Source organism: Sulfitobacter sp. JL08 (assembly GCF_003352045.1).
GTDB lineage: Bacteria > Pseudomonadota > Alphaproteobacteria > Rhodobacterales > Rhodobacteraceae > JL08.
Genome location: NZ_CP025815.1, coordinates 344,538 through 369,311 on the forward strand (window position 1 = coordinate 344,538; position 24,774 = coordinate 369,311).

Consider the following 24,774-nt stretch of genomic DNA (forward strand, 5'->3'; position numbering starts at 1 on the left):
TTCGACCATGAGTATTTCTCAGAAAATATCAAAATTCCACCGGTCCGAGGATGGCGCTATCCTGGTGTTCGTAGCGGTCGCTCTGTCGGTGATGATCGGCATGGCTGCTATCGCTTTTGACCTAGGTCGCGTTACAACCACTCAAGCCGAGCTTCAAAGTTTCGCCGACAATGTCGCCTTGGCAGCCGCCGGCGAACTTGACGGGCACGCAGATTCAATCACGCGCGCCACGAACGCTGCAGCGAGCATGATCCGCGACACGCAAACCTTTGGCGTGCGCAACAAAGATCAGCTTTTGTCTGGCGAGACAGACTACCAACTTCTTTTCTATGAATATCCGCCCAACGACTCCATCGAGCCTGGGCAGGCTGCGCAACTTCTTGACACATCGGATCCCGCTAGTGGACCTCTGGCTGGTTTCGTTCGTGTCATTGTGGATACGCACGAAATTGATACGCCGCTGGCATCAGCCACTGCTTCGCTCTTGGGCAACGCCCGTCCCTTTGCCAGCGTGAGCGCCGAAGCCGTTGCAGGGTTTACGCTGATCGCATGCGACATCACTCCAATTTTCATTTGCCTGCCACAACCAAACCTCGATGTGTCCGAAGGGCAAATGATCAAGATGGTCAGCCAGGGCGGCGGGAATGAACAATGGGGACCAGGAAATTTTGGCTTTCTGGCAACCAATAGCGACGCTTTGGCAATCGATACCGCGGGAGCTTGCGCCTCTGCACCAGCAGGACAGGAAGATAGCTGCGCGCTGGCCGCGTCGCGCGCTGTTTCCATGTGCTTCAGCCAGCGCGGCGTCGAAACCAAGCCGGGTTTGAGCGTTGGTAACATGATCGCGGGATTTAACACGCGGTTTGACCGGTTCGAGTCAAGTGCCAAACAATTCGGCTCCGAAAACAAGTATGACGTGGACAACTTTGCGTCTTCTCCGCATGTACTCGATGGCTGGATCACCTCGGCCAACGGAAATAATTGCACGAGCGTACAGGCGCCACCCTATGAGGTGGACGGCGTGATCGACACTACTGCGACGGTCGGGCTGCCGCTTGATGATTGTTTTGGTTCAGGCGGTTGCCCAACCACGCGCATCGGCGACGGATCTTTCGGCGCCGGGCTCGAAGACTACCTGACGATCAATTACGGCGCTGATTTCAGCCAAACAATCCCGACGGGCATCCCCGCTTGGTTCCCGATCAATGGAACACGCTATGAAATCTATAACGCAGAGATCACCAACCAAAACGCTTTGCAAAGCATTCTGACGGCCGCTGGCAAAGCAGAAAGCAGCCTGCCTGCCTGTCAGCCGCCTTCGCCTTCCCGCGCCGATCCACGGCGCCGGGTCATCACAGTGGCTGGCATTGATTGTGCAGCGCATGAATCGGAGCTTAACGGCGGATCTGGCGTTATTCCGGTGGCTCAGTTTATCGAGATATTCCTTGTGCGTCCTTCGGAATCAGATGGCAATGGCGCTGACGCAATCATCTACGGCGAAGTAATCCGTAGTGTCGGCAGCGCTCCCGGCGGCATGGGTTCGGGTGGCGTCGTACACGACCTGGTGCAGCTCTATGAGTAAGTTCATGCCAAAAATTACTGTTCATATCCAAAACACGTTCCGTCGCTTCCGGCAAAATCAATCCGGGGCAGCATTGGTCGAATTCGCAATACTTCTCCCGATCCTGTTCGCGACCTTCGCACTGATCGTTGAGGGTGGACGTCTTTACTGGTCATTCCAGAATGCAATCACAGGCGTACGCGACACCGCGCGCTATGTTGGCCGGATTGCCCCATCTGATCTGTGTGCGCCGACACCCAGTGCCTCAATAAGTAACTACCAGGGCGCGGTGGCAACCTCCTTGAGTTCGCTTTCAACGAACGACATCATCATCGCGCTCGACACCTTGTCTTTGGAGTGCGTGGGCGTTGCCGGAGAATACAGAGTGTCTCCCACGCCGGTGGCCGTTGTGACCGCCTCCCTGACTATTACGGGGCTGCCATTTTCACCGCTGTTTCAATTGGTTGGAGGTTCAGAAGTCGCACAGATCCAGACCACAGTGACAGATAGAAGTCGGATATTTGGGCCATGATTTACAGATTGCAAAAAATTTCCCGGACGGCATTGCGTTTCAAGCGCGATGAGGAAGGCTCAACGATCACCGAGATGGCATTTGTACTGCCATTGTTCCTCCTGATCTTCCTAGGCCTGATAGATTTCGGCCGCCTAGCTTTCCAGTACGTCGCGGCAGAGAAAACGGCACAGGTCGCCGCGCGCATGGCGGCCGTGATGCCTCCTGCTTGCAGTGCGGTTCCTACAACCAACGCCCGGGGTACGTATACTGACATTACGGGTCCTAGATTTGGCACCAATTGTAGTTTTGCAGCAGGCGTGTGCACAGAACCAGCCGCTACGATTTGCACCGGCGCAGCCCCGGTTGGAGCCGAAGCGCAAAACACAGTGACCGAAATTTGGAACATGCTGCAGTTTGCGGTGCCAAATGATCCGACCGCCGACTTCGACGAGGGGAACATTTCTTTCGCTTATGAATTTGACCCTCAAATGAATTTTTTGGGTGGACCCTATGTTCCAATGGTCACGGTCACCATAGAAGACCTTCCGTTCCGTTTCATCTCTCCGCTGGGGGGACTCGCTGCCCTGGTGATCGGCACGGACACACCGGAAACGAATGCCCTCACAACCGCGACAGCAGACTTCAAAATTTTAATCGACTTCACAGCCACCTTGCCTGGCGAAGACCTTGCCAGCGGAACCAATGGCTAAATTTTCAAAAGAAGGGATCTTCGAAATGACAAATAAATCATTGGGCCTTATCTCTGGTGATGATGCAATCAATGCCTCTGTCTTGAAGGCAGTCGACCGACTGAACGACCTTTCCATCGAGACATTGAGCGGGACATTGTCCTCCGTCAACGGATCCGCCAGCCGGTTCCTAAGCGAACACGATCTCGTTGTGTTCCAGTTATCGGAACAAAAAGACGCAGATATTGTCGGTTCGTTGCGTCGGCAGGTTGGATCAAAATGCACTCTGCTTGCGCTCAGCAATAAAGACATTTCGCTATCCGCGGCGCGCGCTTTGAAAAAGTCTGGTGTGGACGAAATTCTGCCCTTTCCAATCGGGCAGGAAGAATTGAACGAACAAATCGAGCGCCTTACAGCCGACATGTCCCTGCTGCCCGCGATCTACAATCCGCAGACGGAACATTTGGGCCAAGTTATCAGTGTATGCCCTGCCCGCGGAGGGATCGGTGCCTCCACTTTGGCGGTCAATCTTGCCGACCAATTGCAGGGCCACACAGGCATTTTCAAGAAAAAGAAAAAGAACAAGGTTGCCATTGTCGATCTGGACCTTCAGTTCGGCACCGTCGCAACGGCACTCGACCTTACGCCATCCAACGGGCTTTTGCGAATGGCGCAGGGCGGTGTGACGCCGGACCACACGTTTCTGCAGCAATCCATGGTACAGCATGTCTCTGGTCTGGATGTGCTGACTGCCCCGGAAGAATTTATGCCGTTGGATGCTCTGACACGCGAACAAGTTCATGCACTAATCGAAAACCTGCGTCAGGAATACGACTATGTTGTAATCGATCTGCCGCGCGCATTGGTTGAGTGGCTAGGCGCTGTGGTGAAGGCCACAGACCGGATGCTGATGGTCAGTGACAGCACGGTTTCTTCTGTTCGCCAAGCCTGTCGGCTGATTGATTTCTTTGCCAAGGAGCGCTTGGAACCCCCTGTGGAGATGGTTGTCGGCCATGAAGCGAAACCAACGTTTCGGTCAGGACATCATGTCGAGGCGAAAAAAGCACTCGGTCGCGACTTGAAGTATTGGCTGCCATTCGACGTTCGCAATGCAAAGCATGCGCGGGATCGCGGCCAGTTGCTTTCGCAAACTTCGAGTAGCTGTGCCTTGTCAAAAGCCATCCGTACCATGGGTCGCAAAATCATGGATGAATCACTACTCAATGCAAACGTTCGCGTTGGCAAAATCGCCTAATTGGAGCCACTAAAATGTTCGAAAAATTCTCACGGGCCACACGCTCAAACGAAGCGGAAGTTATTCAACTGCACAGCCAACCAGCAAAACAGGTAGAAAAGGAAATTCAGCCTGAACCCGTGCAAGCAGACAGCCAATTGACAGAATGGTTGGAGCTGAAGAGCACTCTTCACGAAGCGTTGCTTGACCGGCTCAACTTGTCCGTCATCGAAAAGGTGGAGCAAGATGCGCTGCGCCGGGAAGTCGCCGGCGTTGTCAGCAGTACCCTTGGCCAAACGGGCCGCCCGCTCAACAGCGACGATTTTAACAAGATCGTGGATGAGCTTCTCGACGAAATCTTGGGCTACGGTCCATTGGAGCCACTTCTAGCCGATCCGACGATCAACGATATTCTGGTGAATGGATACCGGACAGTCTATGTCGAACGCCAAGGTCTTTTGGAGCGCGTGCCCGTTCGTTTCCGCGATGAAAAGCATCTTTTGCGGGTTATTGACAAGATCGTCAGCAAGATTGGACGCCGTGTCGATGAACGCCAACCATGGGTAGACGCTCGCTTGGAAGACGGTAGCCGCGTAAACGCCATTATCCGCCCTTGTTCCATTGACGGACCAAGCGTTTCAATTCGGAAGTTTTCTGAATCCAAGCTCACAATGGACAAGCTGGTCGCGGCCGGAGCGCTGAACGAAAAAGCAGCGCGTTTTCTAGAAGCAATTGTCTATTCCCGCCTGAACATTCTGATCGCGGGTGGCACAGGCTCGGGTAAAACAACTATGCTGAACGCAATGTCCTCGTTTATCGATCACAGCGAACGTATTGTTACGATCGAGGATGCTGCTGAACTACAGCTTCAGCAAGAACATGTGGTCCGCCTTGAGACACGCCCCGCCACACCATCAGGCGACGGACAGGTCATCCAACGCGATCTTGTTCGCAACGCACTGCGTATGCGCCCTGATAGAATTATCGTCGGTGAGGTTCGCGGCGCCGAAACGTTTGACATGCTGCAGGCGATGAACACGGGGCATGACGGTTCCATGACCACCGTGCATGCCAACTCGGCGCGGGATTCATTGGGTCGTTTGGAACAAATGGTCACGATGACAGGTATCGAGTTCCCGGCAGCCGCCGTTCGATCACAGATCGCCTCAGGTTTGCAGTTCATTGTGCATTTGTCACGGCTTGCGGACGGGTCTCGCCGGGTCACCAGCATTTCGGAGATTACAGGAATGGAGGGTGCTGTTGTTACAATGCAGGATATCTTTGTGTTCCAAAAGCGGGGACGCACCGAGAAAGGCGAAGTGTTGGGCGAGTTTGTTTCTACTGGTATTCGCCCAAAATGCTTTGATTTGTTGACAGCCGCTGGTGTTGATCTTGATCCAGACATATTTCGGGTTACAGGAGACTAAGATATGAACAGCATATATTCCATCGAACTGCTAAACTATCTGACCTTGGCCTGCGTTTTCGTCGGTATATTCATGCTGGTCAGTGGGCTGGGCCATCTCATGCGTCGCGGGGAAAACCAGGCGGAAGCCCGCAATCGCCGCCTGCGCATGATCCGCGATGGTGTGAAGGGCGAAGACCGGCTCATGCTTCTGCGTCCCGAAACACCGAAAGGGTTTCTGGCTCGGGTGCCGCTGTACGGACAACTGCCCGAGATGCTTATGCAAGCGGGATTGCAAGTGTCAGTGCAGAATTTTCTACTGCTATCTGCAGGGGGTACCGCGACGCTCGCCGTTGTTGGGATGCTGTTCCTGCCCATTTGGCAAGCCGCTCCAATCGCATTTCTTTTGGGCGCGCTTGCTCCTGTCTTAATCTTAAAATCCCGTCAGGAAAAGCGCCGGAAAGATCTCACCAACCAGTTGCCGGACGCGTTGGAACTTATGGCCCGCGGGCTTAGAATTGGTCACCCCGTCAACACTTCTATCAAGGCTGTTGCCGACGAGATGCAAGATCCCATCGGGTCAGAGTTCGGTATTATTTTTGACCAGGTCAACTTCGGCGAAGAGCTGCCGGACGCAGTTCAAGACTTCGCTGAACGGGTCGGTTCGGAAGACGCACAATACCTGGCGGCGAGTCTTGCCATCCAACATGGCACCGGTGGCGACCTTGAGCGGATCGTCTCAGTTCTGGCAAGTGTGGTCAGACGGCGGATCGCGCTTCGTTCTAGGATCCGAGCGATTTCTTCGGAAGGGCGATTGTCAGGGCTTCTGCTGTCAATTATTCCGCTGGTGATTATGGCCGTCATGTCTTTCAATGCGCCAGGATACTATACCGATATCAGTGACGATCCAGCCTTCGTCAAACTTGCAGCGCTGGTTGTGGTTCTGATGGTCTCCAACGTCATAATTCTTAACAAACTTGTCAATTTCCGCGTCTGAGGTAAGCATCATGAACAATATTTTAGAAAGTTTTTCACACCGGTTTGGCCTTCAGGCCGAAACACTTCTGCTGGCGCTTTTTGGTCTCGGTATTCTGCTGCTTTTTGCGGCAATCAGTTCGGCGCTAAGCCAGCGTCACCCTGCAGCGGCGCGCATTGCCAATCTGCGCAACCAAAGATTTGAGGCACGCAATAACCGTGGACTTTTGCGAGATACAGTCGCCACACCCAAAGGCCTGTTCAAGGCCGCGCTGCCAAGTAGGCAATCGGAACGGCGCAAGATTGAGGACAAACTCATCCAAGCCGGGTTCACAGGCTCAAGTGCTTTGCGCATCTATACGTTGACGCGCGTATGGTTGGGCTTGTTTTTACCTCTTATGGTGGCCGCGCTTATCGTCGCCTCAAGAGTGCCGGGAATTCCTGTTCCCTTATCGATTGCCAGTTTTTTTGCATCCATTAGCCAGTCCAACGCGATTCAACTGGTCGGTATATTAACGGCGATTGGGTATTTTCTGCCCGCAGTTTGGCTGAACCGCTGCTTGAAGGAACGCCAGCGCAGGATTCGGGAAGCCTTTCCGAATGCGCTCGATCTTTTGCAAATTTCAATTCAAGCAGGTCTTGGGTTCGACGCGGCAATGACCCGGGTCGGCAACGAATTGACCGTTGCATCTCCGGATCTGGCTTTCGAATTTCTCAACACGCAGCACGAAATTCAGGCTGGGCGCTCCCGTGCGACGGCACTATCCGAAATGGCGCGACGTTCTGGAGTTGAAGAGATCAGCTCGTTTGCGACGGTAGTCCAGCAGTCCATGCGGTATGGGACAAGCATGTCAGACGCTTTGACAGTTTATGCGACCGAAATGCGGGAGAGACGCGAGACTAGAGCGCAGGAACTAGCAAACCAGTTACCAGTGAAAATGTCAGCCGTTTTGGCATCACTTATGCTTCCAACACTGATGATTATCACCGCCGCACCTTCTGTGATTCGTTACTTCAGGGGCTTCGGAGCATAATTATTGATCCCGATTTCGCTACATTATTGCGCTGTATACGGATGCGTTTCCAGAATCGGCATCAATATAGCCTTATTCTCTGTAAAACTTTTAAATAATCGAATTTGGAGTTAACTTTCAATTTAGTTTAGGTGGTTTCAGACCAAAAAAGAATCGAGACAAATAATTGGTGGGGGCCTTTTTGTAAGAGGGCTTTGATCGAATTTCGGTCAGTGTTAAAGAGTATGAGTAATTTATTTTCGGCGCGCAATTACGCGTCAGGTGCCCGCGCGCCGTCGTCAGACCTGATTCAAGTTACCGAAGTCTTATGCCAGGCCTTTCTAGGCAGCCATCCGCTTTTGGACGCATTGCGCCATACGGCCCAGCTTATAGGTGCCGACTTTGCTTCAATCAGTCGTGTTGATATGCGATGCGAATCTGGTAGGGCGAAGGTTCTCAGCTTCGGTGCTCCTTGCCAGCTGTCCAACATCACGCACAATGTCGACGTCTCCTTCGCCAAGGTGATCTGTGGCAACAATTTGCCGAGCGCCAAGTTGGGGTCCGTCTGGTTTGGCTGCCTGGATGACTTTGAAGATAACGAAGCTCTCACCGACATTTTTCAAAGTAACAGATTGACCCAATCAGTCATAATTTTGCTTGATCGAAAAAACGAAAACGCTGACTTTCTGGAACTGCATTTCGGTCACCAACTTCCTTACGGTTTTGATGATCACCTGTCACTTTTCGGCGTCGTCCTTTCCGATTGTTGGAATAAACGTGCGTTGGGGCAGGTTTTAGAAGCAAAGCTGTCTAAAATGCGCGGCAAGGTCGCCCAAAGGCGATTGAAGGATGTCTTATCACTGGAAAACCCGTGCCAACTGAGCCGAGCAGAATTTCGGGTTTGTTCCTTGCTGGCTCGGGGCCTAAATAACAAGGCCTTGCTGTTCGAGCTATCAATCAGCATCTCGACTCTGCGCACCCACCTGCGGAATATATACGCCAAAACGGGTGTCAGCACTCAACCTGAACTGATCCATTACCTTCTGAGCCCGGCTATATCGAGCCAACCAACTTCTTCGGATCGGGCATATGTCGCTTGAAATGATGCAATTTGCTCCGTTGGTTTTGATCACTCCTCTTTTGGTAACGATGGCTTTGTGTGACTTAAAGGATCTGAAGATTTCCAATCGGCTTGTTCTGACAATGCTTGCGGGCTTCATACTTTCAGCACCACTGTTTCTGTCGGGTCACGAAGCAGCCTATCGTGCAATCACAGGCTGCGCAGTATTCGCTCTGGGTGTAGCTGGGTTTGCTTTCCGGCTTTGGGGAGGTGGCGATGTCAAAGCGATTGCAGTGCTCACACTTTTTGTACCTGGATATTCCCTGCTCCTTTTCGCATTCACCTTTTCAGCATCCATGGCTCTCGGCATGATTATCGTTCTCACTGGAAGAGTCTTGCTTGGAAGCCCAAACTTCCACTGGAGCGCATTGCGACCTGAGGCCGGTTATCCGATGGGCGTGTCAATCGCCATGTCAGGGATATCCTTGCCTTGGATCGCGATGATCTTGTCGGGATAGATCAGCTCGGTCTTTCGCATCTGTTTACTCCTTCGAAAGGTTGAGCAAACTCTACATCAAATTGAGGGAAGTTCCGGGGGGCAGGTCACATATAAATACCTCCTTCGGCATTGTCAGATTAAACGACCTTGTCGGTCTCTTTCCGCTCGAAGCTTTGTATCTCCAGCGCAACTTTCACATTTGTTTGGACATCACCAAGCACCGCGACACGAAGGCATCCGAAATTCATAAAGCTTGCCCTAGCAGATCGGTTTAATCTGACAATGCCTTGGCGTACGCGGCGAGCCGGCGATATAAACTTCTTGCATGTCACACCTTTGGTTTGGCCAATAGTAATTTCTGCTGTCTGAGGTTCGGCGGTATCATTCTTGAACGGTTTCTTGTTTTTGCGAACTAATTATGGTGCTGAAAAAACACGAGAGTTGCGCTACCCGCAATCGAAACTTTCGTCGCGCGACCCAATGTGTCGTCCGTGATTGTCCAGTCGCCAGACGGTTCCGATCAGTCCCAGCGCCCTTCCGATCAACAACTCCCGTCATAAGATCCTAAGTTCTCACTCACCGACGCTGGCGATATTGACCCGCTGGCCAAGGAGACCAACTTGCCTTCGCATAGCTTGTGGCAAACCGAATTGGAACAAGTAGCTCAATCATGTCGGCCTCCAGGCGCGCCTCATCCGCACACCGCACTGGCAACTGTATCTGAGAGGGTCGGTGTTGGCCCAAGACCCTGCACATCTGTCGCTCAGACAATCGCATTGGGTTGCGAATTTGATCTATACAGGCTCGGCGGCGAGAGGGGCTCAGAAGTTTCCCCGTGCAGTTTCCGGCAGGATGAGCTTGTCCAAATTCAAATCCGACACCCCCCTGCGCTACCGGCCATTCGCCTTCTGAAGACATTTGAGTTCCTTCAGTTGGTCGGTTCCCATGCCGCCATACTGCTTGCGCCAACGACAAAATGTTTGCTCGGTTATCTGCACCTGCCTGATCGCATCAATGCGCGGCATTCCTTGGCTGCAAAGAACCTCACCTGCCGTAACCAAAATTCAGCCAAAAAACTCGAGACCATCAAGCTGCTTTTGGCGGCTTTTTTGCGTTGTAGCAAAGTCTGATAGCAAGTCCGTAACGCGTCTTTGCGCGATGTTGAAAAATCTTGGGGTCGGGCTGCCGGTCGTTTGGAGAACCACACACGCAAATCGGCAAAGCTTTGGAGAAAGCGACGGAACAAAAGCCTTTCTCACGTTTTGCGTTGCTGTCCGTCTAAGGTGGCCACGGCGCCGTAGCTGTCGGGACGTCTGTCGCGGAAAACACCCCAGTTCCGCCGGTATTTCGCGGCTTCGTCCAGATCGACAGTTGCGGTCAGTATCGTTTGGGTCGTCCGGTCGGCCTCGGCCAGAATTTCACCGGTATAGCCGGTGATGAACGAGGTGCCGTAAAAGTCGAGTTCAACGCCATCCTGTGCTTCCCGGCCGATCCGGTTCGAGGCCACCAGCGGCATGATATTGGCCGCCGAATGTCCCTGCATCGTCAACCGCCAGTGCGCAGCACTGTCCAGATCAGGGTGCGCGGGTTCCGACCCGATTGCCGTTGGGAACATCAGAACCTCCGCACCTTGCAACGCAAGCGCGCGCGCCGTTTCTGGAAACCACTGGTCCCAGCAGATACCGCATCCCAGCTTGCCAAAACGGGTGTCTACCACGTGAAAACCGGTATCCCCCGGCGAGAAATAGAATTTCTCCTCATAGCCGGGAAATTGCGGAATATGTGTTTTGCGGTATTTGCCCAGATGGCTGCCGTCGGCGTCGAATATTTCCATCGTGTTGAATCGTGCTAGCCCGGCCTCTTCGTAATAAGACACCGGCAGAACCACGCCCAATTCCGCCGCCAGCGCGCGAAAATGCGAAACGACGCGGCTGTCCGTCATCGGTTTGGCCAGTGCAAGATGGTCGTACTCCTCGGTCAGGCAGAAATACGGCGTTTCAAACAATTCCTGCAACAGGATCATCTGCGCGCCTTTGTCCGCGGCCTCGCGGACCAAAGCTTCGGCTGTGGCGATGTTTTGATCCACATCCCAGGTGCAGGCCATCTGGGTGGCGGCAAGCGTGATCTTACGCATCATGGTTTCCTTTGGTCAGAAGTGAGCCCGCGCAACTGCTGTATTCGGGTCGTTTCCCTGTGATGGCCTTTCGTAACGCAACTGGCAATCCCGCGGCAGAATTGCTGAAGAAAAACCAGTGCTACCAGTCGACATCGAATTTGCGCACAAGGGCCTGAATCTGCGCATCATTCAACAGATTGGGTGACATGTTGCGGCACATCAGCGTCAGTTTGGCGGTTTCTTCCAGTTCTTCCATCGCATAGACGGCGGCGTCCAGATCCTTGCCTGCCACCACTGGGCCGTGATTGGCCAGCAAGACAGCACTGCGTTTTCCTGCAAGGCCGCGCACAGCCTCGCCCATTGCCGGATCGCCCGGCATGAAAAACGGCAGCAACCTGACCTTCCCCAGTTTCATGATGCCATAGGCCGTGATGGGTGGAAGAACGTTTTCGGGGTCCACATCCGGCAGGGCCGAAAGGGCTACCGCATGACAGGAATGCAGGTGCACCACAGCGCCCGTGCCCGTGCGTGTCTGGTAAAACGCATCATGCAGCGCCAGTTCCTTGGTGGGGGCATCGCCTGACAGCAGTCGCCCCGTTGGGTCCAGATGGCTGATGCGTGCCGGATCAAGAAACCCCATTGAGGTTCCGGTGGGTGTAACCAGAACCGATCCGTTGTCGAGACGCACGGAAATATTGCCTGACGATCCCCCCGTCAGGCCGCGATCAAACATGGATTTGGCCCAACGTGCCATGTCGTCCCGGGCGGCGGTTTCTTCTGTCATGCTTTTGCCTCTAGCTGGTCAAGCGCGGTCTGAAAAAACTGTTCATCGCCAAAATTACCGGATTTCAGCGCGACCGCCATATTCTGGCCCGCTATTTTCAGGGCAGGTACGCCGGGCGCGATTCGCGGGCCGATGTGCAATACCTTGGCGCCCAGTCCGGCAATCACAGCGCCCGAGGTTTCCCCACCCGCCGAAACGATGCGTGTTACCCCTTTTTTGGCCAGTATTCGGGATAATTCGCGGAACAGGTCTTCGATCTTTGCGGCAATCACATCCTTCTCGTATGTCACCTGCGCCGCCCGCACCGCCTCGGGGTCCGCCGAGGAATAGACCAGCGGCGCAGCATCTTGCGCCAAGACCCATTCTGCGATCCCCTGTGCCGTCTGCGTGCCGTCCATGACAGAGGCAGCGATGATTTCCTGAAACGGGGCGCGTTCCTTGAAAAACGCCACTTGCGCGCGCGTCGCGGCCGAACAGGACCCTGACAAAACCACACCGCGCCCCTTGGCACCTTGCCAGTCGATTGAATGGCGGGTGATGCCGAAATTCGCTGGCAGGCCCAGTGCGATGCCGGACCCGCCACATAAAAGGAAACGGTCACGCGCACTCGTACCAATGGCGATAAGGTCCGAATCCCGGATTGCATCGACAATCACCATTGCCTTTGCGCCCTGATTGCGCGCTGTGATCGCATCCGTCCCCTGAAACACAGTGCGGGCGTCAATGTGATCAACATTCCAGTTGGTTTGGCGCTGTAGAACGCGGCGCAGATCGGGATCGGTCATCGGGGTCAGCGGATGATGCTGCATGCCGCTTTCATGCAGCGGGTGATCGCCCACAAACAAATGCCCCTGATAGACACTGCGCCCGTTTTCCGGAAAGGCAGGGCAAACGAGCACACGCGTTTCGCCAGTGAGATCGGCCAGTGCCTCGATCACCGGCCCGATGTTGCCGTCGTCTGTGGAATCAAAGGTTGAACAGACCTTGAAAACAATCTGCGTACAGCCCTGCGCCAGCAACCATCGGCCCGCCGCCAATGATTGCGCTACAGCCTCGGTCTTTGGCGCGGTGCGGGATTTGAGAGAGATAACACCGGCATCAAAGGACAACGCGGCAGTTGCGGGAACCCCGACAAACTGGCTGACGGTCATGCCGCCTTCGGCCAGCGTAAGCGCGATGTCGGACGCGCCGGTAAAATCATCTGCGATCACACCCAGCTTCAAAACGGAATTGCCTTTTTCGGCCCCTGATCCAGCCGGAACGCGTATTCCGGCCCGTCCACCGGAAAACAGTCGCGCACCAGTGGATCATGACCCGGAATAATCAGACCATCTGTGCTGGCCAGTTTTTTCAGGCGGGCAAACCCCTGCAACATGTTTTCGATGTCCACCACGATAGGGAACGGTTTTTGCAGTAAGACGTTTTCATAATAATGCGCGGCGTCCGATGCCAGACACAGCCAGCCGGCATCGGTCTGCACACGCACAGCCTGAAGCCCGCGGGAATGGCCCCCCAGACAATGCACGGTAACGCCATCCGCAATCTGCCCATCGCCATCGTGAAACACGGCCCGTCCCGAATAGACACGTTTGATGGCATCACACACATGATCGGCAGTGAATGGCATGCGCAATGTCTCGTGGCACATGCACGGACCGGTGGCATAGGCCATTTCGGCTGCTTGCAAGTGGATGGTTGCGTTGGGAAACTGGGCAAAGCCGCCCGCATGATCATAGTGCAGATGAGTGATGACCAGCGTCGTAATGTCTTCGGGGCGCAGGCCTATTCCTTGCAATGCGGCGCCTGGTTCGCGCAGGATCGGGCGGTTGCGCCGTTTGGCTTCGGCGGCGTCATAACCGGTATCGACAAGGATAACCTCGTCGCCGCGTCGGAGCACCCAGATGAAATAATCCATCGCATGAGGCGCATCATGATTGTCATCAAAGATAAAGCTGTCGGCGCGGGTGCGGGTGTTACGTTCAGCATATTTCAGGGCGTGGACAGTCCAGTTCATTGTTGGACAGCCCTGTAGGTCCGCACCTTTTTGGCTGCGATCATCGGCGCGGTCTCTGCGGTAAAGCGTTTGAAATGGTCCGACCGCAAATGCACGTCGAACGCGGCAGCGTCGGTATAAAGCTCGTACAGAAAAACCTCGTTCGGGCGGCAGGGATCGGTGCAGACATCAAATTGATGGCACCCTGCCTCGCCATGCAGGGACAGGGTGGCGTTTTCCAGCATCAGCGGCATGAACCGGTCCATCTCTTCGGTGTGGATGTCAAAGATGACAGTCACTGCAAACATTCTTGCATGTCTCCCCGGTTGGGCAAAATGAAACTTGCGTATCAATTAGCGTATACATTAATATTCTGATAACAAGCGTTTCATCACGCGTCAAATCCGCAGGTGGGTCTGCGACCCGGAAAGTCAGGATGTTATGGTCAGCCAGTTTGAAATTGCCGTTTTCGAAGGGGACGGGATCGGCCCTGAAATCACCCGCCCGACCCTTGATATCCTGAACGCGCTGGCGACGGATGCAGGCGATTACGGGTTCACCTTTGTGTCTGCGGCGGCAGGTGCAGCGCATTATGCGAAAACCGGCGAAGCGCTGCCTGCGGCGTCGATGAAGATCGCGCGCAGATCGGATGCAATCCTATTGTCTGCAATGGGCTTGCCATCGGTGCGGTACGCGGATGGAACCGAAATTTCGCCACAAATCGAAATCCGTAAGGCGCTTGATCTTTATGCCGGTGTCCGCCCTGTCCGCATTCTGCCGGGCCAGCGTACCCCGCTGAAGCTGGAAGGCGGCCAGCCGGTTGATTTCGTGCTGATCCGGGAAAGCACAGAAGGCCTGTTTCACACACAAGGCTGCGGCGAGGTCGAACAGGACGAGGCCCGCGAGACCCTGCGCATTACCCGCCACACCAGCGAGAAACTGTTCCGATTTGCATTCGATCTTGCGCAAAAGCGCAAGGCCAGCGGGCTTGGCGCGGGACGTGTAACCTGTGTGGACAAGGCCAACGTGTTCCGCGCCTTTGCCTTTTTCCGCGAAATTTTCGATGGTGAGGCCAAAGCCTTTCCCGACATTGTGGCCGATCACGCCTATGTCGATGCAACGGCGCTTTGGATGGTCGAAAAGCCGTGGGTTTTCGATGTGATGGTCACGGAAAACATGTTCGGGGATATCCTGTCTGATCTGGGAGCGGGATTAATGGGGGGATTGGGCATGGCACCGTCAGCCGATATCGGTGATGAAAACGCCGTGTTCCAGCCCTGCCATGGATCCGCGCCCGATATCGCGACGCAGGGGATCGCCAATCCGTTCGCTATGCTGTTGTCCGGGGCGATGATGCTGGATTGGCTGGGTACCAAACACAACAATCCCGCGATGGTGAGGGATGCGAAATCGCTGGAACGCGCAGTGGATCGTGTGGTGGCGGATGGCGTCAAGACCACGCGCGATCTGGGTGGGACCGCCACAACACAAGAAGCGGCAGCGGCAGTTCTGAACGCGCTGCGGGCCAGCCGATGAAACTCCGCGTTGCAGGTCTGGGAGCGGGATATTTCAGCCGGTTCCACTATGACGCCTGGCGCAGATTGCCCGAGACCGATCTGGTCGGTGTAGCAGACACGAACCTTGTCAAGGCGGGTGAAACCGGTGCGCCCGCCTATCCGACTTTGCCTGCGATGCTGAAAGCGACCAGCCCCGATCTTCTGGATATCATCACGCCGCCCGAAACCCATCTGGATGCAATCAAAACCGCGCTGGATCACGGGATTGCCGCGATCATCTGCCAGAAACCGTTCTGCTCTTCGCTGGATCAGGCGCGCAATGCCAAGGCGCTGGCCGCGCAGGCGAACGTGCCGTTGATCATTCATGAAAATTTCCGTTTCCAGCCGTGGTACCGTCTGATCAGGAACCAGATCGACAGCGATGCCATTGGCACCGTGCATCAGATCACGTTCCGCCTGCGCACCGGTGATGGGCAGGGGCCACAGGCCTATCTGGATCGCCAGCCTTATTTCCAGACGATGCCCCGCCTTCTGGTGCATGAAACAGCCGTGCACTGGATTGATACGTTCCAATATCTGCTAGGCCCCGCACAGGCCGTTTATGCCGATCTTCGGCGGATGAATCTGGCTATTGCAGGGGAAGACGCAGGATATGTGATTTTCGATTTCCCCGGTGGCGTGCGTGCCCTGTTTGACGGCAACCGTCATCTGGATCACGCGGCAGAAAACCACCGCATGACACTGGGCGAAGCCCTGGTGGAAGGCACCAGGGGAACGCTGACACTTAGCGGCACTGGCGCAGTGCATCACAGAGTCTTCGGTGAAATACAGCAACGATGTATCCTGGAGCCGGAAGACTGGGCCGGTTTTGCCGGTGATTGCGTTCATGCATTGCAGGCGCATGTTATCGCCGGATTGCTGCACGGCCGTCCGCTGGAAAACACGGCTGCCGATTATCTCAATGTGATCGAGGTGGAAGAGGCGATATACCGGTCCGCGCACGAATGGCGCAAGATCGAGGTGTGATGAGATATGACGGACAGCACAAAGCCGAAATCCCAGACCCAACGCGCAGTCGAGGATATGCGCGCTTTGATCTTTAGTGGCGATCTGGCGGCAGGAACCGATCATCTGGAACAGGAACTGGCACAACGTCTGGGCATGTCGCGCACGCCCGTACGCGAAGCGACGCTGTTGCTGGAAGCTCAGGGTCTGCTGGAGGTGCGGGCACGTAAAGGTGTGCGCATTCAGGCGCTGTCGCCCGATGATATGGCCGAAATATACGAGGTGCTGACCGAGTTGGAAAGCGTATCGGCCTATCGTGCCGCCAAGGCCGGTTTATCACGCAGTCAGTTGTCGCAACTGGCTGGCAGTATCGACCAAATGGAAGCTGCGCTGCGCGCAGAAGATCGCGAAGCATGGGCCACGGCGGACGCCGCGTTCCATGACGAGTTGGTGGCGCTGGGCGGCAACAGCCGTATCCAGAGCATTGTGGCGATGTACAACGATCAGGTGCGCCGCGCGCGCGCCATGACGCTGCATATGCGCCCGATGCCGCATCAATCCAACCACGATCACCGCGCCCTATACGATGCCATCGCGCGCGGTGATGCAGACGCTGCGCGCGCGATCCACCACAGCCACCGGGCACAGGCGCAACAGATGATGGTGTCGCTGCTGAAACAATTCGGGTTGAAACGGGTGTAAAACCTTAGCGTGTCAATGGCAGCGCCGACTTTACGGCTCCGCTGCACTGTCCAAACCCGATCCTGTACCCGTCGCCCTGCGCATGACCGGACAGTGTGATTGTATCCCCGTCCTCGATAAAGCTGCGCACCTCTCCGGTATTCAGCGCCAGCGGTTCCTGTCCACCCCAACTGAGTTCCAGCAAGGATCCGCATGTCTCGCGTGTGGGGCCGGAAATCGTGCCCGATCCCAAAAGATCGCCGGAATTCATCGTGCAGCCGGACGAAGCGTGATGTGCCAGTTGCTGGGCAGCGGAATAATACATCTGATTATAGTTGGTCGCGCAAATCGTCGTCGGCATTGGTGCTTCTAGTGGCTGAATTTGTACTTCAAGATCAATATCGTACAACATCGGGCCGGGTTCCTGAAGATAGGGCAGCAGCGCCGTGTCTCGGGGCGGGCCATAGGTGCGGAACGGTTCCAGCGCGGCGCGTGTAACGATCCACGGGCTGATCGTGGTGGCAAACGCCTTGGCCTGAAACGGACCAAGCGGTTGATATTCCCACGCCTGAATATCGCGCGCCGACCAGTCGTTCAGCAACACATAGCCGAATATCATCTGGTCCGCTTCGGCCACGGAAATCATCTGGCCCATTGGCGTTGACGTGCCTACGATTGCGCCCAGTTCCAGTTCGAAATCCAGCCGCTTGCACGGGCCGAAAACCGGCGTGTCCGCATCCGGTGCTTTGGTCTGGCCATTGGGGCGGATGATGTCTGTACCGCTGATCACAACCGTGCTGGCGCGACCATTATACCCGATGGGAATATGCAGCCAGTTGGGTGGCAGCGCATTGTCCGCGCCGCGAAACATCGTGCCGACATTGGTGGCATGGTGACGGCTGGCGTAGAAATCAGTGAATTCGGAAACGGCGATGGGCATGTGCATTTGCGCGCCGTCCATCGCCACCAGATGACGCGCGACCGTGGTCTGGTCTTTTGAACCCGCCGAAAGCAGGGTGATCAAACAGCTGCGCAATTCAGCCCACGCATCCGCGCCCAGATCCATGAAATCATTCCAGAACGGCAGATCGAACACCGGTGTTTCGCCAACGCTGACAAGCCCCGCATCTTCCAGTGCGGCCAGATCAACGATCTGATCGCCGATGGCCACGCCGCAGCGTGCATCGCTGTCGGCGGTCGAAAATACGCCGCAGGGCAGGTTGTTCAGGGGAAACGGACTGTCTGCGCTGTTGGCGGTTTCAACCCACGATTTCAGCAGTGGCATGTGCGGCCTCTTGTGCAGATTTGAACGCTATTCGTCTTTGTCCTTGCGCCGCGACTGTAACCAGCGCAGCGCAAAAAACAGAACGGCAAATACCGCGATCCAGAACAGCAAGTCGATCAAAGCAGGTGACATAAGGCCCCGTCAGTTTTTGAAACACTCAACACTTGGTCCTTTAAACACGATTGCAGGCGGGGCCGCCACGTCATTTCTTGTTTCACTTCTTGCCGGGTGTTCCGTCAAATTTCTTTTCAAGGTCGGCCCAGCAATCGATGTAATCATCCTGCAAAGGGGCCTCTTGCGCGGCAAATCGGGTCAGATGCTGGGGAAACCGGGTTTCCAGCATGAACGACATGGTATTGTCGAGCTTTTCCGCCTCCAGCGTCGCGTTTGAAGCACCTTCAAACGCCTGCCGGTCGGGGCCGTGTGGCAGCATCATGTTGTGCAGGCTCAGCCCGCCGGGGATGAAACCCTGGGGTTTGGCATCGTACTGGCCATAGATATTGCCCATCAGTTCGGACATGATGTTCTTGTGATACCACGGCGGGCGGAACGTATTTTCGGCGACCATCCAGCGTTCGCGAAACAGCACGAAATCGATATTGGCGGTGCCTTCCTGCCCTGACGGGGCGGTGAGGACGGTAAAAATCGACGGATCGGGGTGATCAAACAGGATCGCACCGACAGGGCAATAAGTGCGCAGATCGTATTTGCAGGGGGCATAATTGCCATGCCATGCAACCACATCCAGCGGGCTGTGGCCGATCCGGGTTTCGTGAAACTGTCCGCACCATTTGATCGTCACGGTGCTGGGTGCTTCGCGATCTTCGAACGCGGCGACGGGCGTTTTGAAATCTCGCCGGTTTGCCATGCAGTTCGCGCCAATCGGGCCGCGCCCGGGCAGTTGGAATTTCTGGCCGTAGTTTTCACATACAAACCCGCGCGCCGGGCCTTCCAGCACTTCGACCCGGTAGAGCAGGCCCCGCGGCAGAATGGCGATCTCCTTGGGTTCCAGATCAATGATACCCAGTTCCGTGCAAAACCGCAGACGTCCCTCTTGCGGGATCACCAGCGTTTCGGAATCGGCCGAATAAAAATAGGCGTCTTTCATGGATTGCGTGACCAGATAGACGTGGCTTGCCATCCCCACCTGCGTGTTCACATCGCCCGCCGTTGTCATCGTGCGCATGCCGGTCAGCCAGGTCAGGTTTTCACCCGCGTGTGGCACCGGATCCCAGCGATACTGGCCCAGCGAAATAACATCGGGGTCTACATTTGGGGCCGATTTCCAATAGGGCAGATCGATTTTTGAATACCGGTTTGAATGCTTCACGGACGGGCGGATACGATAGCACCATGTGCGTTCGTTCTGGTGCGAAGGGGCGGTAAATGCTGTGCCGCTCAACTGTTCGCCGTAAAGGCCGTAATTGCATTTTTGCGGGCTGTTCATGCCCTGGGGCAGGGCGCCGGGCAACGCCTCGGTTTCGAAATCGTTTCCGAACCCTGGCATATAGCCTTCGGTGGTGCCGACGGGTGCGTCGGCCTGAACGAAATCATGCGCATCTGACTGTCGGTTCATCACGTATCCTTTCTGAAACAGGTTGCACCTGTAATAGTTGTTTTTGTAACTAACAAGGAAACGGAGTGCACATGGCCCAAAATCAGGATTTTGATCTGCACCTTTTCCTGCCTTATCTGCTGAACCAGGCGGCCGAGGCAAGCAGCCTGTCGTTCCAGCAGGTTTACAAAAACCGCTGTGGCATGTTGCGTGCGGAATGGCGGGTGCTGTTCCATCTTGGGGTTTATGGCCCGCTGACGGCAAAAGACATTTGTGATCGCGCAAAAATGCACAAGACCAAGATCAGCCGCGCAGTGCAGAAACTGGCTGATCGCCGCTATCTCAGGCGTGACCCCAGCACAAGCGACAGACGATCTGAAATTCTGGCGCTGACCGAACGGGGGCAGGCGGTTTACCGGGATTTGAACGGGATCGCACAGCAATACGAAACGGAATTGCTCGCGTCGTTTTCTAGCAAGGAACGGGAAATTCTGAAACAGCTTTTGATCAGGCTGGCAAACGGACCTTCCCGCGACAACGCCTAGAAATCAACCGTGACGCCGGGCAGGTTCAGGGCCTTGACCAGATCGCGCAATTCCTGACGCGCGGCCACGTTCGAAATGTTCAACTGTTTCACGCCGATATCCTTAAGATCCAGCAGCGTCAGACCGCGCGGGAACAGTTCGCGAAAGATCACCCGCTCATTAAAGCCGGGCGCCACGCGAAATCCGATACGCCTGGCCAGCATGTCGATCGCCTTTTCCATCTTGGCCTTGTTAACCATGTTCTGCGCACCCAAGCGGTTACGCACGACGACCCAGTCCAGCGGTTGCAGCCCAGCCTGGGCGCGTAATTGGCGCGCGTTCCAGACCATTTCGGAGTAGACCGACGGCCCCAGTATCTTTTCGCCGCCCACATCAATACGGGCGAGCAGATCAAAATCGACAAAGCTGTCGTTCAGCGGGGTGATCAGTGTGTCGGCCAGCGAATGCGCAACCTGTGACAGGCGCGTATGCGATCCGGGGCAATCGATCAGGATGAAATCACTGTCCGGTTCCAGCGCGGCAATGGCTGCCGACAGGCGGTGGTCATAGACGTTTTCACCGGGGCGCAGGCTTGATTTGTCAATATCGGGCAGGTCGTGACAATCCGGGCTGGGCAGGTCCAGACCTTCACTGGCCAGAAACCCTTTGCGGTTTTCGATGTAGCGCCCGAATGTACGTTGCCTCAGATCAAGATCCAGCGCGCTGATCTTGTGCCCCATCCGCGCAAGCGCCGTGGCCACGTGCATGGACACGGTGGATTTGCCTGCGCCGCCCTTTTCGTTCCCGACTACGATGATATGCGCCATGCCTGTCCCTCACCCTTTCGGTGTATTGTTGGCCACTATAAATTGTGCCGCGCCTTAAGGGAAGCACAACTGATAAGGTATTGCGTGTTGCTGCGCAGGTTTGTCACACAAAGGGACAGACAAATGAAAAACGCCGCACCCGATGGGCACGGCGTCTGATCTTGCAAAGCGACGGGAGTCTTAGAATCCCAGACCTTCGTATTTCTTTTTGAACTTGGACACGCGGCCACCGGTATCCAGCAAACGCGAGCTGCCGCCCGTCCATGCCGGGTGCGCCGAGGGATCAATATCCAGCGACAGCGTGTCGCCTTCCTTGCCCCATGTCGAACGCATTTGAACGATGGAGCCGTCTGTCATTTTCACGTTGATATCGTGGTAATCGGGGTGAATGTCTTTTTTCATGACAGTGTTCCTCAGGCCGATGCGCCGGACTTTTTGTCCGACAGTACTTTGTAGTTGGAATCTTCGGCGATACGGGCCGATTTGCCGCGGCGTGCACGCAGATAGTACAGCTTGGCACGGCGGACGCGGCCACGGCGGACCACTTCGATGCTTTCGATGTTGGTGGAATGCAGCGGGAATACCCGTTCCACGCCTTCACCAAACGAAATTTTGCGAACTGTGAACGCGCCGGCAATACCGCTGCCGCCCTTGCGTGCGATGCACACGCCTTCATAGTTCTGCACACGGGTGCGTGTGCCTTCGGTGACTTTAAAACCGACACGGATTGTGTCGCCGGCTTTGAAATCGGGGATTTTATGCCCCAGGGCCGCAACTTGTTCGGCCTCCAGCTGAGCGATCAGATTCATCGCGTATTCTCCTAAATGCTCGCGGTTGTTCCACGAAGTTTTGCGCGCACCGAGAGCTCTTGGTCTTCAATCGGGTCCGTCGTAACGCCCGCCAGAGATCGACATGTCATTCCTTGCGATTGGTATTCGGGGCCGATGCGTGGGCTGTGATGGTGCGGCAGAAGAACGCCGTGTCACATCCCCTGGTCCCATAAACCAAAGCGTCCGGAGCCAAAATGATTCCAGACCTGCGCCGTATAGGGGTTTGCGTGGGCGGGATCAAGCGGGTTCGTGGCTGAACTAGCTGGTCAATTTCCCGCCGGGCAGGGCCTCTGCATCGACAGCAGTCAGGATGATGCGGGGCTGTGGGCTTAAGCCCGTTTTGGCGCAGACCGCCTCGGATGCGGTATTTCCGGGTTGCACGCCTGTCATGAACTGCTGAAACCCAAACCGCTCATGCATTTTCAGCAGCGCCATCGCCCCCAGAATCAGCGCCAGTTTTTTCCCGCGATGCTGCTTGTGTGTGGCCAGCATCCCCCACCAGGCCTCACTGCCCCTGATCGTGTCGTCGGGATGGGCAAAACTTGATGCGGCGGCACAGGATGCCGCCTGCCCGTGTTCGTCCAGCGCAACGATGCCCAATCCGGGTTTCAGTTGCCCGCGCAGAACTGAACCGGCCAATGGCAACACGCCACAGCAAAGCGCCACATCAGCAAGCCGTTCAAGATGAAGATCGGGCGCATCCGCGTCAATCCAATGTGCGGTGATGCCCTTGGGCAATGCGTATGTCGCAACGATGTTTCGGGCGGCTTTGATCACGGTGTCGCCACCACTCCAGCATTGATAGCGTGTGATGGAATAGCCGCGTGCTTCCAGTTCCGATTGGACAATGTCCGCGTCCTCGGCCGGGACATCGGCATAGGTGCTGGCGCCTTGCAAAGCGAACAAACGATCCAGCAGCGGCCCGCTTTCAGCGCTTGGCCGCAACAATCCGACAGTGCGCCCGTGATAGCTGACGCGCACGTCCCCGGCAAAAAGATCATAGATCGAACGGCCCCGCCGCAACAGCGATTGCTGGCTTTCCGTGCCGAAAAACCGATCATTCACCATTGTTTTGATCCGTGTCCGGTTTGCTTTTGTAACGTGCCCACAGATCTGGCCTACGCGCCTGTGTCAGCTTTTTCGACATATCGTGCCGCCATGCGGCCACCTTGGCATGATCCCCCGATGTCAGAATGGCCGGTATCTCGCGCCCGTTCCAGATGGCGGGGCGGGTATATTGTGGATGCTCCAGCAATCCGTTGGAAAAGCTTTCTTCCTCGGTCGAGGCCTGATTGCCCAGAACACCGGGCAACAGCCGCACCGTTGCATCGATCAGCGCCTGTGCCGCAATTTCGCCGCCGGTCAAAACGAAATCACCCAGCGAAACCTCCTGGATGTTGTAGTGTTCGATCACGCGTTCATCGACGCCTTCAAACCGCCCGCACAGCAGCGTCACCCCATCTGCCGCTGCCAAATCCTGCATCAGCGCCTGGGTCATCGGCGCGCCGCGTGGCGACAGGTAGATGATCGGCCAACGGCCCTTTGCGGTTTTCTGGGTGTCGTCAATCGCGCGCCCGACAACATCCGCGCGCAACACCATTCCGGCCCCGCCACCGGCGGGCGTGTAATCCACATTGCGGTGCTTGCCTTCGCCGTAGCGGCGCAAATCAACCGTTTCCAGTTGCCACAATCCGTCGTGTAACGCCTTGCCAGTCAGGCTTTCGCCCAACACGCCGGGAAAGGCCGTGGGAAACAGGGTGATCACCTTGGCCTTCCAGACGCCCGCCAGATCCGGCGTCGGGGTAATCAACTCTTGCGGTTGCGCCGAGGCGCGAATGGATTTCCGGCCATAGGATCGGGGCGGTTTTGTCACTCTGATGTCTCCCTGGCTGCACGCAAAATCGCGTCTTTCGCCTGTTTGCGCGCCTTTGCATCTGTAATCGTTCGGTTTGCATCCAGCAATCGGGCCAGCACGTCCATGTCGGGGCGGGTGTTGGCTGCGGGCGCGTGGGTCAGTGTGGCCTGCGTGGCGGCAGGCACCTCGCACAGGTTCAAGACAGGTGTGGCGGGGCCAAGCGGCAGATGCGTCGTATCCTCAAGCCGGGTGTGATGCACGGCGCAAGGCACGGCGTGTGCGATCTGGGTGACGGTACTGTCCAGTGTCGCCGCGTCCGGATAGCGCGCACAGAACGCATCAAAATCAAGCGTCAGCGATGACGATTTGACATGCTGCCAATAGGCGCTTTCGATCCAAGCGTCCGGCGCGCGGGTGGACAGATAAAACACGATTTCGGCGCGTGGAAACTGCGCCTGTGCAATATCGGCCATTTCGGCGGCCAGAACGGGTGCTGCGGAATAATCACCCATGTCGTCACGTCCGGGCAAATGACCAGCCAGTTCTTCGGCAGACAGGCACAACACACGCTTGGGCATGGCAGGCAGATCGGCCAGAACGCGGGCAAACCGGGTGTTGAATTTCAGCAGCGTCACCGGATCACGCCACATCGAATATCCGCGCGCGGCTGAAACCACATCGGAAAAGGCCCACCGCAGCAGGCTGCGCATATGCGGGCGCAGCGCCTTGCGATTGTCACGCAACACCTGCTGGACCGACGATGTGCCGGTTTTGTGAAACCCCATGTGAATGACGATGCGGCGCGGCATCAACCGGGCCCGGATTGCGCGCGAATTCCCGGCTTTGTACAGC

At 55.9% G+C, this 24,774-nt stretch carries 26 protein-coding genes and 1 pseudogene; 13 read left to right on the top strand and 14 right to left on the bottom strand.

Annotated elements, in window-relative coordinates; all coding sequences use genetic code 11:
• The first annotated feature begins 7 nt into the window (after positions 1 to 7).
• The 9 genes from C1J05_RS01695 to C1J05_RS01735 all read left to right on the top strand — a co-directional run bounded on the left by C1J05_RS01695 (position 8) and on the right by C1J05_RS01735 (position 8,969).
• Complete coding sequence (locus C1J05_RS01695) at positions 8 to 1,582, top strand: Tad domain-containing protein (protein ID WP_114868743.1); 1,575 nt, start codon at positions 8 to 10, stop codon at positions 1,580 to 1,582.
• Positions 1,575 to 2,093: a TadE/TadG family type IV pilus assembly protein gene (locus C1J05_RS01700; RefSeq protein WP_114868744.1), complete on the top strand. Its 519-nt coding sequence runs from the start codon at positions 1,575 to 1,577 to the stop codon at positions 2,091 to 2,093. The genes C1J05_RS01695 and C1J05_RS01700 overlap by 8 nt, the downstream gene beginning before the upstream one ends.
• Complete coding sequence (locus C1J05_RS01705) at positions 2,090 to 2,785, top strand: TadE/TadG family type IV pilus assembly protein (RefSeq protein WP_114868745.1); 696 nt, start codon at positions 2,090 to 2,092, stop codon at positions 2,783 to 2,785. The genes C1J05_RS01700 and C1J05_RS01705 overlap by 4 nt, the downstream gene beginning before the upstream one ends.
• On the top strand, positions 2,778 to 4,019 hold the full coding sequence (locus C1J05_RS01710; RefSeq protein WP_114868746.1) for an AAA family ATPase: 1,242 nt from the start codon (positions 2,778 to 2,780) through the stop codon (positions 4,017 to 4,019). The genes C1J05_RS01705 and C1J05_RS01710 overlap by 8 nt, the downstream gene beginning before the upstream one ends.
• A 14-nt stretch (positions 4,020 to 4,033) precedes the next feature.
• Positions 4,034 to 5,425, top strand: a complete 1,392-nt coding sequence (locus C1J05_RS01715) for a CpaF family protein (RefSeq protein WP_114868747.1) — start codon at positions 4,034 to 4,036, stop codon at positions 5,423 to 5,425.
• A 3-nt stretch (positions 5,426 to 5,428) separates the two neighbouring features.
• Entirely contained in the window at positions 5,429 to 6,400 is a 972-nt protein-coding gene (locus tag C1J05_RS01720) for a type II secretion system F family protein (RefSeq protein ID WP_114868748.1), read from the top strand.
• Between the two features lie 10 nt (positions 6,401 to 6,410).
• Positions 6,411 to 7,412: a type II secretion system F family protein gene (locus tag C1J05_RS01725; RefSeq protein ID WP_114868749.1), complete on the top strand. Its 1,002-nt coding sequence runs from the start codon at positions 6,411 to 6,413 to the stop codon at positions 7,410 to 7,412.
• A 224-nt stretch (positions 7,413 to 7,636) separates the two neighbouring features.
• Positions 7,637 to 8,491: a helix-turn-helix transcriptional regulator gene (locus C1J05_RS01730; RefSeq protein ID WP_114868750.1), complete on the top strand. Its 855-nt coding sequence runs from the start codon at positions 7,637 to 7,639 to the stop codon at positions 8,489 to 8,491.
• A complete protein-coding gene (locus tag C1J05_RS01735) occupies positions 8,481 to 8,969 on the top strand; it encodes an A24 family peptidase (protein ID WP_114868751.1) in 489 nt (162 codons plus the stop codon). The genes C1J05_RS01730 and C1J05_RS01735 overlap by 11 nt, the downstream gene beginning before the upstream one ends.
• 641 nt (positions 8,970 to 9,610) lie before the next feature.
• Here C1J05_RS01735 and C1J05_RS01740 read toward each other — a convergent pair.
• The 6 genes and pseudogenes from C1J05_RS01740 to C1J05_RS01765 form a co-directional block, all read right to left on the bottom strand.
• A pseudogene (locus tag C1J05_RS01740) lies at positions 9,611 to 10,014 on the bottom strand (transposase); the annotation flags it as partial.
• A gap of 191 nt (positions 10,015 to 10,205) precedes the next feature.
• Positions 10,206 to 11,087, bottom strand: coding sequence for an N-carbamoylputrescine amidase (aguB, locus tag C1J05_RS01745; protein ID WP_205389030.1), 882 nt, complete (start codon positions 11,085 to 11,087; stop codon positions 10,206 to 10,208).
• Positions 11,088 to 11,205: 118 nt separating this feature from the next.
• A complete protein-coding gene (gene otnC / locus C1J05_RS01750; RefSeq protein WP_114868752.1) occupies positions 11,206 to 11,850 on the bottom strand; it encodes a 3-oxo-tetronate 4-phosphate decarboxylase in 645 nt (214 codons plus the stop codon).
• The gene (gene otnK / locus C1J05_RS01755) at positions 11,847 to 13,073 is read right to left on the bottom strand and encodes a 3-oxo-tetronate kinase (protein WP_114868753.1); all 1,227 of its coding nucleotides are present in this window, start codon (positions 13,071 to 13,073) and stop codon (positions 11,847 to 11,849) included. The genes otnC and otnK overlap by 4 nt, the downstream gene beginning before the upstream one ends.
• Positions 13,070 to 13,864: an N-acyl homoserine lactonase family protein gene (locus tag C1J05_RS01760; RefSeq protein ID WP_114868754.1), complete on the bottom strand. Its 795-nt coding sequence runs from the start codon at positions 13,862 to 13,864 to the stop codon at positions 13,070 to 13,072. The genes otnK and C1J05_RS01760 overlap by 4 nt, the downstream gene beginning before the upstream one ends.
• A complete protein-coding gene (locus C1J05_RS01765) occupies positions 13,861 to 14,151 on the bottom strand; it encodes a putative quinol monooxygenase (protein ID WP_114868755.1) in 291 nt (96 codons plus the stop codon). The genes C1J05_RS01760 and C1J05_RS01765 overlap by 4 nt, the downstream gene beginning before the upstream one ends.
• A gap of 133 nt (positions 14,152 to 14,284) precedes the next feature.
• On the opposite strand from C1J05_RS01765, the gene C1J05_RS01770 reads away from it, so the two are divergent.
• The 3 genes from C1J05_RS01770 to C1J05_RS01780 are packed head-to-tail and all read left to right on the top strand — an operon-like array spanning position 14,285 to position 17,067.
• A complete protein-coding gene (locus C1J05_RS01770) occupies positions 14,285 to 15,379 on the top strand; it encodes an isocitrate/isopropylmalate dehydrogenase family protein (RefSeq protein ID WP_114868756.1) in 1,095 nt (364 codons plus the stop codon).
• Positions 15,376 to 16,386, top strand: a complete 1,011-nt coding sequence (locus C1J05_RS01775) for a Gfo/Idh/MocA family protein (RefSeq protein ID WP_114868757.1) — start codon at positions 15,376 to 15,378, stop codon at positions 16,384 to 16,386. The genes C1J05_RS01770 and C1J05_RS01775 overlap by 4 nt, the downstream gene beginning before the upstream one ends.
• 6 nt (positions 16,387 to 16,392) lie before the next feature.
• Positions 16,393 to 17,067, top strand: coding sequence for a GntR family transcriptional regulator (locus tag C1J05_RS01780; RefSeq protein WP_114868758.1), 675 nt, complete (start codon positions 16,393 to 16,395; stop codon positions 17,065 to 17,067).
• Positions 17,068 to 17,071: 4 nt separating this feature from the next.
• Here C1J05_RS01780 and fahA read toward each other — a convergent pair whose 3' ends face one another.
• Positions 17,072 to 18,331 carry a fumarylacetoacetase gene (gene fahA, locus C1J05_RS01785; RefSeq protein ID WP_114868759.1) on the bottom strand — a complete coding sequence of 420 codons (1,260 nt, stop codon included), beginning with the start codon at positions 18,329 to 18,331 and terminating at the stop codon, positions 17,072 to 17,074.
• 214 nt (positions 18,332 to 18,545) lie between these two features.
• Positions 18,546 to 19,907, bottom strand: coding sequence for a homogentisate 1,2-dioxygenase (gene hmgA / locus C1J05_RS01790; protein WP_114868760.1), 1,362 nt, complete (start codon positions 19,905 to 19,907; stop codon positions 18,546 to 18,548).
• A gap of 71 nt (positions 19,908 to 19,978) precedes the next feature.
• Between hmgA and C1J05_RS01795 the strand changes: the two genes are divergently transcribed.
• Complete coding sequence (locus C1J05_RS01795; RefSeq protein ID WP_114868761.1) at positions 19,979 to 20,431, top strand: MarR family winged helix-turn-helix transcriptional regulator; 453 nt, start codon at positions 19,979 to 19,981, stop codon at positions 20,429 to 20,431.
• Here C1J05_RS01795 and C1J05_RS01800 read toward each other — a convergent pair.
• The 6 genes from C1J05_RS01800 to C1J05_RS01825 all read right to left on the bottom strand — a co-directional run bounded on the left by C1J05_RS01800 (position 20,428) and on the right by C1J05_RS01825 (position 24,731).
• Positions 20,428 to 21,237: a division plane positioning ATPase MipZ gene (locus C1J05_RS01800; RefSeq protein ID WP_114868762.1), complete on the bottom strand. Its 810-nt coding sequence runs from the start codon at positions 21,235 to 21,237 to the stop codon at positions 20,428 to 20,430. The genes C1J05_RS01795 and C1J05_RS01800 overlap by 4 nt on opposite strands.
• Before the next feature lie 180 nt (positions 21,238 to 21,417).
• Positions 21,418 to 21,639, bottom strand: a complete 222-nt coding sequence (gene rpmE / locus C1J05_RS01805; protein ID WP_114868763.1) for a 50S ribosomal protein L31 — start codon at positions 21,637 to 21,639, stop codon at positions 21,418 to 21,420.
• Positions 21,640 to 21,650: 11 nt separating this feature from the next.
• Positions 21,651 to 22,046, bottom strand: coding sequence for a 50S ribosomal protein L19 (gene rplS / locus C1J05_RS01810; protein WP_114868764.1), 396 nt, complete (start codon positions 22,044 to 22,046; stop codon positions 21,651 to 21,653).
• A gap of 279 nt (positions 22,047 to 22,325) precedes the next feature.
• Positions 22,326 to 23,135 carry an N-acetyltransferase gene (locus C1J05_RS01815; RefSeq protein ID WP_114868765.1) on the bottom strand — a complete coding sequence of 270 codons (810 nt, stop codon included), beginning with the start codon at positions 23,133 to 23,135 and terminating at the stop codon, positions 22,326 to 22,328.
• Entirely contained in the window at positions 23,125 to 23,940 is an 816-nt protein-coding gene (gene trmD / locus C1J05_RS01820) for a tRNA (guanosine(37)-N1)-methyltransferase TrmD (RefSeq protein ID WP_114868766.1), read from the bottom strand. The genes C1J05_RS01815 and trmD overlap by 11 nt, the downstream gene beginning before the upstream one ends.
• Positions 23,937 to 24,731: a hypothetical protein gene (locus C1J05_RS01825; RefSeq protein WP_114868767.1), complete on the bottom strand. Its 795-nt coding sequence runs from the start codon at positions 24,729 to 24,731 to the stop codon at positions 23,937 to 23,939. Before C1J05_RS01825 ends, trmD begins: the two co-directional genes overlap by 4 nt.
• Positions 24,732 to 24,774 lie beyond the last annotated feature (43 nt).

Excerpts from the sequence above, each read along its gene's own strand:
- rplS (WP_114868764.1), bottom strand. The coding sequence starts at position 22,046 with ATGAATCTGATCGCTCAGCTGGAGGCCGAACAAGTTGCGGCCCTGGGG.
- C1J05_RS01695 (WP_114868743.1), top strand. The coding sequence starts at position 8 with ATGAGTATTTCTCAGAAAATATCAAAATTCCACCGGTCCGAGGATGGC.
- C1J05_RS01730 (WP_114868750.1), top strand. The coding sequence starts at position 7,637 with ATGAGTAATTTATTTTCGGCGCGCAATTACGCGTCAGGTGCCCGCGCG.
- C1J05_RS01765 (WP_114868755.1), bottom strand. The coding sequence starts at position 14,151 with ATGTTTGCAGTGACTGTCATCTTTGACATCCACACCGAAGAGATGGAC.
- otnC (WP_114868752.1), bottom strand. The coding sequence starts at position 11,850 with ATGACAGAAGAAACCGCCGCCCGGGACGACATGGCACGTTGGGCCAAA.
- C1J05_RS01710 (WP_114868746.1), top strand. The coding sequence starts at position 2,778 with ATGGCTAAATTTTCAAAAGAAGGGATCTTCGAAATGACAAATAAATCA.
- fahA (WP_114868759.1), bottom strand. The coding sequence starts at position 18,331 with ATGCCACTGCTGAAATCGTGGGTTGAAACCGCCAACAGCGCAGACAGT.
- C1J05_RS01735 (WP_114868751.1), top strand. The coding sequence starts at position 8,481 with ATGTCGCTTGAAATGATGCAATTTGCTCCGTTGGTTTTGATCACTCCT.
- C1J05_RS01775 (WP_114868757.1), top strand. The coding sequence starts at position 15,376 with ATGAAACTCCGCGTTGCAGGTCTGGGAGCGGGATATTTCAGCCGGTTC.
- C1J05_RS01715 (WP_114868747.1), top strand. The coding sequence starts at position 4,034 with ATGTTCGAAAAATTCTCACGGGCCACACGCTCAAACGAAGCGGAAGTT.
- C1J05_RS01700 (WP_114868744.1), top strand. The coding sequence starts at position 1,575 with ATGAGTAAGTTCATGCCAAAAATTACTGTTCATATCCAAAACACGTTC.
- C1J05_RS01795 (WP_114868761.1), top strand. The coding sequence starts at position 19,979 with ATGGCCCAAAATCAGGATTTTGATCTGCACCTTTTCCTGCCTTATCTG.
- C1J05_RS01815 (WP_114868765.1), bottom strand. The coding sequence starts at position 23,135 with ATGGTGAATGATCGGTTTTTCGGCACGGAAAGCCAGCAATCGCTGTTG.
- C1J05_RS01760 (WP_114868754.1), bottom strand. The coding sequence starts at position 13,864 with ATGAACTGGACTGTCCACGCCCTGAAATATGCTGAACGTAACACCCGC.
- C1J05_RS01780 (WP_114868758.1), top strand. The coding sequence starts at position 16,393 with ATGACGGACAGCACAAAGCCGAAATCCCAGACCCAACGCGCAGTCGAG.
- C1J05_RS01725 (WP_114868749.1), top strand. The coding sequence starts at position 6,411 with ATGAACAATATTTTAGAAAGTTTTTCACACCGGTTTGGCCTTCAGGCC.
- C1J05_RS01720 (WP_114868748.1), top strand. The coding sequence starts at position 5,429 with ATGAACAGCATATATTCCATCGAACTGCTAAACTATCTGACCTTGGCC.
- C1J05_RS01800 (WP_114868762.1), bottom strand. The coding sequence starts at position 21,237 with ATGGCGCATATCATCGTAGTCGGGAACGAAAAGGGCGGCGCAGGCAAA.
- C1J05_RS01705 (WP_114868745.1), top strand. The coding sequence starts at position 2,090 with ATGATTTACAGATTGCAAAAAATTTCCCGGACGGCATTGCGTTTCAAG.
- C1J05_RS01825 (WP_114868767.1), bottom strand. The coding sequence starts at position 24,731 with ATGCCGCGCCGCATCGTCATTCACATGGGGTTTCACAAAACCGGCACA.
- rpmE (WP_114868763.1), bottom strand. The coding sequence starts at position 21,639 with ATGAAAAAAGACATTCACCCCGATTACCACGATATCAACGTGAAAATG.
- hmgA (WP_114868760.1), bottom strand. The coding sequence starts at position 19,907 with ATGAACCGACAGTCAGATGCGCATGATTTCGTTCAGGCCGACGCACCC.
- C1J05_RS01770 (WP_114868756.1), top strand. The coding sequence starts at position 14,285 with ATGGTCAGCCAGTTTGAAATTGCCGTTTTCGAAGGGGACGGGATCGGC.
- aguB (WP_205389030.1), bottom strand. The coding sequence starts at position 11,087 with ATGATGCGTAAGATCACGCTTGCCGCCACCCAGATGGCCTGCACCTGG.